The 6117-nt window shown below is 61.2% G+C and carries 4 protein-coding genes and 1 pseudogene; 2 read left to right on the forward strand and 3 right to left on the reverse strand.

Annotated features, from left to right (window positions below):
• Positions 1 to 57 precede the first annotated feature (57 nt).
• Positions 58 to 969 (forward strand): AraC family transcriptional regulator, encoded by a 912-nt coding sequence (locus tag B1722_RS27885; RefSeq protein WP_086794990.1) that lies wholly within the window; start codon positions 58 to 60, stop codon positions 967 to 969.
• Between the two features lie 418 nt (positions 970 to 1387).
• Positions 1388 to 1849, forward strand: coding sequence for a DUF3574 domain-containing protein (locus B1722_RS27895; RefSeq protein WP_041074659.1), 462 nt, complete (start codon positions 1388 to 1390; stop codon positions 1847 to 1849).
• Here B1722_RS27895 and B1722_RS27900 read toward each other — a convergent pair.
• The 3 genes and pseudogenes from B1722_RS27900 to B1722_RS29675 all read right to left on the reverse strand — a co-directional run.
• Positions 1846 to 3210, reverse strand: coding sequence for an APC family permease (locus tag B1722_RS27900; RefSeq protein ID WP_086794992.1), 1365 nt, complete (start codon positions 3208 to 3210; stop codon positions 1846 to 1848). The two genes, B1722_RS27895 and B1722_RS27900, sit on opposite strands and share 4 nt — an antisense overlap.
• A 41-nt stretch (positions 3211 to 3251) precedes the next feature.
• Positions 3252 to 5639, reverse strand: coding sequence for a TonB-dependent siderophore receptor (locus tag B1722_RS27905; protein WP_086794993.1), 2388 nt, complete (start codon positions 5637 to 5639; stop codon positions 3252 to 3254).
• Between the two features lie 296 nt (positions 5640 to 5935).
• Positions 5936 to 6117: pseudogene (locus B1722_RS29675) on the reverse strand (hypothetical protein); the annotation flags it as partial.

Below are 6117 nucleotides of genomic sequence, written 5' to 3' on the forward strand. Positions count from 1 at the left end.
AAAATTTCGATCCATATTCTAAAGTAGCGATTACTTGCTCCTGAGTGTTTCCATTAGATGATTTCGTCCAGCCCTTTGGTTGATTGGTTATTAGAAAGCCTCGAACTCGACGCCAGTCTGTTCCACGTCGGGCGCTATTGCGGTGGCTGGCACGCGAGTACGCATGGGCTGGCGCGCGCCAGTTTTCACTTGATCGTGCAGGGGCGTTGCTGGCTGCACATTGATGGGCAGGCACGGTCGATACCGTTGGACGCCGGGGATGCGGTGTTTCTGCTGCGGGATCTGAATTACCGCCTCTCCAGCGCCGAAGAGACGGCCCTCGCCCAAACGCTGCCGCGCAGGGCCATGACCGCGCTCGATAGCCAGGCACAGGATGGCGTCGGGCTGGTTTGCGGGTTCTTCCATTTCAAGTCGGGATTGTCATCGCTGATCATCGAAGGGTTGCCCGACTGGATCATCCTGCGCGCGGGCGATCCGTCTTCCAGCGCGGCGCGAGCCTTGTTCGAGTTGATCCTGCAAGAGTGCGAACGCCTGCCGGCGCCCTCCTCGGCGCTGCTCGAACGCTTGAGTCATCTGCTATTTTTGTACGTGCTGCGTCAGCAGATGGCCGACAACCAGAGCCTCGGCGGCCTCGTGGCATTGGCGCGCAATCCGCAATTCGCGCCGTTGCTGGATCAGTTGATCGCACAACCGCAGTTGCCGTGGTCGCTGGAGAGCATGGCGGCGAGTACCGGGCTGTCGCGCTCGGCATTTTTCAAACGCTTCAACGAACTGGCCGGGCAATCGCCGGGGCAGGTATTGCTGGCGTTGCGCATTCGGCATGCCTGCCAGTTGCTGCGGACTAACCACACGGTGGAACAGGTGTGTGCGGCGGTGGGCTATCAGTCGATCGCCGCGTTTACCCGGGCATTTGCCAAGTCGGTGGGCGTGCAACCGGGGGCTTATCGCAAGCAGCATGAGGGGCGCTGAGCTTGCTCGCGAAAGCGTCAGATCAGCCAACCTCATCGCTGAATGTCACACCGCCTTCGCGGGCAAGCCCGCTCCCACAGGGGATTGTGTCGATCAGCGATTGGTGCACGCCACAAAACCGGTGGGAGCTGGCTTGCCAGCGATGGCGTTGGCACATCCAACGTATTTATCGACTGAGCCGGCGCTTTCGCGGGCAAGCCCGCTCCCACAGGGGATTGTGTCGATCAGCGGCTTTGTGCACGCCACAAAACCTGTGGGAGCTGGCGTGCCAGCGATGGCGTTGGCACGTTCGGTACCCACGACTCGATGATTTCTTATTCCATTAATCAACCAGGAAATCATTTTTTAATCTTTTATCGCTATTAATCTCAGCCCCTATCATTGCGCGTCTGCACTTGACTCATAAAAGGAATGTTCCATGCAAAGACGCCTGTTACTGGCTGCACTATTTGTCGCTGTCGCCGGGTGCGCCAGTCCTCCTGCTGTTTCGGTGCATACCAAAGATCCCGCCAGCTCGACCCTGCAAGGTGACGCCTCGCGCCCGGCGCAGGCGCAGTGGATCCGCACCGAGTTGTACTTCTCGGTGGGCACGGTCGATGGCAAGGACGGTGCGGTCAGCGCGGCGCGCTGGCGCGAGTTTCTCGACAAGGAAGTGACGTCGCGGTTTCCCGACGGTTTCACCGTGTTCGATGCCTATGGGCAATGGCGTGATCATGGGGCAAAGGAGCCGGAGCGGTTGAGCACCAAGGTCATCGTGATCCTGCACGAAAACAATCCGCAGAACGCCGGCAACATCGAGGCAATTCGACTGGCGTACAAACGCATCACCGGGGACTTGTCGGTACTGCGTCTGTCGCAACCGGCCGAAGTCTCGTTTTAATCGCTGATCGGCCCCAGAGCTTGCCGAGGCGTCGACGCCAGGCGGCTCAATCCCGCCAACAGCAGCGCGCCCACCAGCAACACGCCAATCCCCAGAAATGCGCCCCACCCCACCACTGTCACGCTCGAATAAAGCATGTACAGGCACAGCCCGAAAAACAGCAGAGGCAATAGCGGATACAAAGGCACCCTCACCGGCCTCGACACGTCGGGAAAGCGTCGGCGCAGGATGATCAACGCCAGGCTGCTGAAGCTCAGAAACAGCCAATACACCGGGGTCAGGTACTCGACCATGGTGTTGAAGCCGCTCTGGGTGAAACTGCCGAACAGCACCAGCAACAACGCCACTGAGCCCTCCGCCAGCAACGCTTTGCGCGGCACGCCGTCACGTTCGTGCCACTCGCCGAAACGACGCAACTGCGGCACATCGCGGGCAGCGGCATAGGTGGTGCGGGCGCCGACCAGCAAGGTCGAGTTGATGCTGGCGATGGCCGCGATACCCACCATCAGCAGAATCAGCAGCACACCCGGCGCGCCAAAGGCACGGTTCAACAACTCCACTGCCGGTGCGTTGCTCGCCGCCAGCCCGGCGAATCCCAGGCCTCGCACAAACGCCCAGTTCAGCGCCAGATAAATCGCCATCAGCAGCGTCAACGCGCCGAGCATGGCGATGAATATTCCACGTCGACCGTCACGCACTTCCGCCGACAAGGTCGCCGCATCGCTCCAGCCACCGAATGCCAGAAACACGAAAATCATCGCCGCCGAAAGCCCCGCCATACCGGTGTTTTCCGGCGCAACCGAGACGCTTGCTGGAGCGGCTTCGATCCCCTGCCACGCCAGCCACACCCCGGCGCTGGCGATGCTCAGAAAGCCCAGCGCCAACAAGCCCACCAGCAAGGTCTGGGTGATGAAACCGATGTGCTTGCCCGTGAGATTGAGCAGCACCAGCGCAGCGATCACCCCGCCGGCAAACAACCCCGAGCCGTATCGACCGAGCGGCACCACGGCGTTGACGTAATCGGCAAACATGAACGCCGACAAGGCGATCCAGCCCGTGTGCATCACCGAGAAGCGTGACCAGGCAAACAGGAACCCCATGCGCTCGCCATAGGCGGTGCGCAGAAAGTGATAGTCGCCGCCAGGATGTGGGAATGCCGTGGCCATTTCGGCAAAGCACAACGCCCCGGCCATCGACGCCAGGCCGCCGAGCACCCACACCCAGTAGAAATATGCCGGCCCGACGTTCAGCGCCACGGTCGGCGCGGTCTTGAGGATGTCGGTGGTGATCACCATGCCCAGCGTGATCAGCAACGCCTGCATTACCGGCAGGTGACGCTTGGGACCGTTGGAGTGATTCATGCAGAGTCCCGCAGAAGATCCGCCGTCCATGGCGGTGCGGCTCAGAAGCCGTAAGTGGCGCTGGCGTAGTAGTAAGCGCCGTTGGTGCCGATCGGCGACAGCACGTCATACGGCAGGTTGCCGCCGTAATTGATCGCCGAGCCGGAGCGCTCCGGGTAGTTGTCGGTGAGGTTGTTGCCGCCCAGGGCGACGCTGAATTTCGGGGTGAATTTGTAGGTCACCTCGGCGTCCAGTTGCCACACCGCGCCATAGGTCTGCTCCGGTTGCGAATCGCCAAAGTCGAAGACGCGGGTGGTCTCGCCCTGCCGGGTCAGACGCCCGAGCAAGCCCCAGTGTTCGCTGGCCCAATTGGCGGAAAACACGAAACGATCCTTGGGCGCCGCGTCAGTCAGGGTGTTGGTTTCTTCAACGCCGACCAGTGCATCGTTGCCGATACCCAGCGCCGTCAGTTGCGCGGGCGTGCCTTTGGTGCTGGTGACTTTGGTGTGGTTGTAGGTGTACGCGGTGGTCAGGCCCAGTTGCCCTTCGTATAGCGGCTGATGGTAGTTGAGCACCAGTTCGGCACCGTGGGTGCTGGTGTCGGCGGCGTTGGTGAAGAAGTTGACATCATGCACCCCGGCCACGCCGAAATTGTCGTTGATGTATTGCTCCATGGCATCGCTGCCGATGCGCTGCGACAGAGTGATGCGATCCTTGACGTCGATGCGGAACACATCGAGCGAGGCATCGAAGCGCTCGTTGAGCTGGAAGGTCAGGCCGAGGCTGAAGTTCTTCGAGGTTTCCGGATCGAGCTTCTCGGCCCCCAGCGCGCGGGCGATCGGGTCGTTGACCGAGAGCACGCGAATATCGGTGAGCGTGCCGCCTTCGCCGAAGTTGCTGGTGGTGTTCTGGAAACCGCTCTGCGCCAGCGACGGCGCGCGGAAGTTGTTCGACAGCGCACCGCGCAGCGCCCACTGTTCGGTCAGTTTGTAGCGACCGCTGAGCTTGCCGGTGAGTTTGCTGCCGGCATCATCGTAATGTTCCCAGCGGGTGGCGGCGTCGACGAAAAAGCGGTCAGTCAGATCGCCCGAAATTTCCGCGTAGGTGGCGAACACGTTGCGGTCCAGGTCCGACTCTTCGCTGGGGCGCAGGCCGTTGGCGCCGTCAGCGCCGGAACCGATGTAGGAGGCCTCGTCACCAGCGTACGTCAGGTAGTTTTCGTAGCGGTATTCACCGCCCAGCGCCAGCACGAACGAGCGTCCGCCGAGGCGCAGTTCGCGGCTGAAATCGAGGTTGGTGGTGGTCTGGCGCAGCTCGTAATCGCCGGTGTCGAACCGGGTCGGCGAGTCCTCACCGAGGCTGACGTTGAGCGTGCGGCGGGTGGAGCCGTCGAAGCGGTTGCGGCCATGGGTCACGCTGCTGTCGAAGTCCCAGTCTGCGCCGATCATGCCTTTGAAACCGGCAGTGGCAGAGACGTCCTTGTTGTCGCCCAGCGACTGCGGCAGGTAGCCGTTGGGATAGAACTGCGGCTGCTCGTAGGGGTAGCGATAGAATTCAGCGCCGGTGGTGTGGCGCTGGTTGTAAGTGCCGAAGCTGTAAGCCTTGCCACCCGCCAGCGGCAGCTCACTGTTGAACCACAGGTTGACGTCCCGCGCCAGGCCGTCGCCCATCACGTAGTTGCGCTGGTCCGGGGTATCGGCAAAACCGTCGAAACCGGCGCGGTTGGTCGGGTTGCGATTTTTGTACTCGGTGCCGCCGCGAATGAACCCGCCCTCTTCGCCCAGGCGCGTGCCGATCTTGGCGGTGGTCACGCTGTTCTGGCCGTCGGTGGTGGTTCTGCCGATCGCGTCCTGATGAGTGTGAAACGCGCCGTAGCTGGTGGACACTTCACCACCCTCGGGGGCGTCGTCGAGGATGATGTTGATCACCCCGGCAATCGCGTCGGAACCGTACTGCGCCCCGGCGCCGTCGCGCAGCACTTCGATGCGTTTGATCGCGCTGATCGGGATCGAGTTGAAGTCCACCGGCGCCGTGCCGCGACCGATTTTCGACGAGTCGTTGACCACCGCCGAGGTGTGACGGCGCTTGCCGTTGACCAGCACCAGCACCTGATCCGGACTCATGCCGCGCAGCTGTGCGGCGCGCACATGGTCGGCACCACCGGAATTGGACTGACGCGGCATGCTGAACGACGGCAGCAACGTCTGCAGCGCCTGGCCCAGTTCACCGTCAGCCGCGCCCGTGGACTTGAGATCGGCGGCGGTCAACACGTCCACCGGCACTGGAGAATCGAGCACCGTACGTGCCGTGCCCCGAGTGCCGGTGACCAGCACGGTACCCAGCCGTGTGTCATCGTCAACGCGGGTGGAAGTGTCTTCGGCTTGCGCCGGAAGTTGCCAGATCGCACCGACCACCGCGATGGCCAGCAATGAACGGGAACGCTGATACATGGGACAGCTCCTTTATCGCAGCTAATACCCGGCCGTTACCGACAATAAAGGGTCGGCAATCAATGCACGGCAATGTCTGCTGTAGTTATGGAAATCAGGAAGGCGGTGAAGGCTGATTAGTGACTGAAGCGCAGCATCCCCAAAGTCAGCTTCTCCGTTGAAAACCGATGCTAGACGGGCTGAAGGCTTGCCGTAAAAGAACCAATAACACTTAGGTTAGATCCGGCTGAATAGTTGTATTTAGAGCAACACAAGTGTTGTTCCATCAACACTTAAACCAACTAAAGATCAACTAACTAAAATGTAGACAACTTCCCTGTGGGAGCTGGCTTGCCAGCGATGGCGTTGGCACATCCAGCGTCTTTATCGACTGAACCGGCGCCTTCGCGGGCAAGCCCGCTCCCACAGTGGATTGTGTCGATCAGCGGATTGATGCACGCCGCAAAACCTGTGGGAGCTGGCTTGCCAGCGAAAGCGG

Source organism: Pseudomonas sp. SCPG-7 (genome assembly GCF_002156405.1).
In the GTDB taxonomy this organism is placed as follows: Bacteria; Pseudomonadota; Gammaproteobacteria; order Pseudomonadales; family Pseudomonadaceae; genus Aquipseudomonas; species Aquipseudomonas parakoreensis.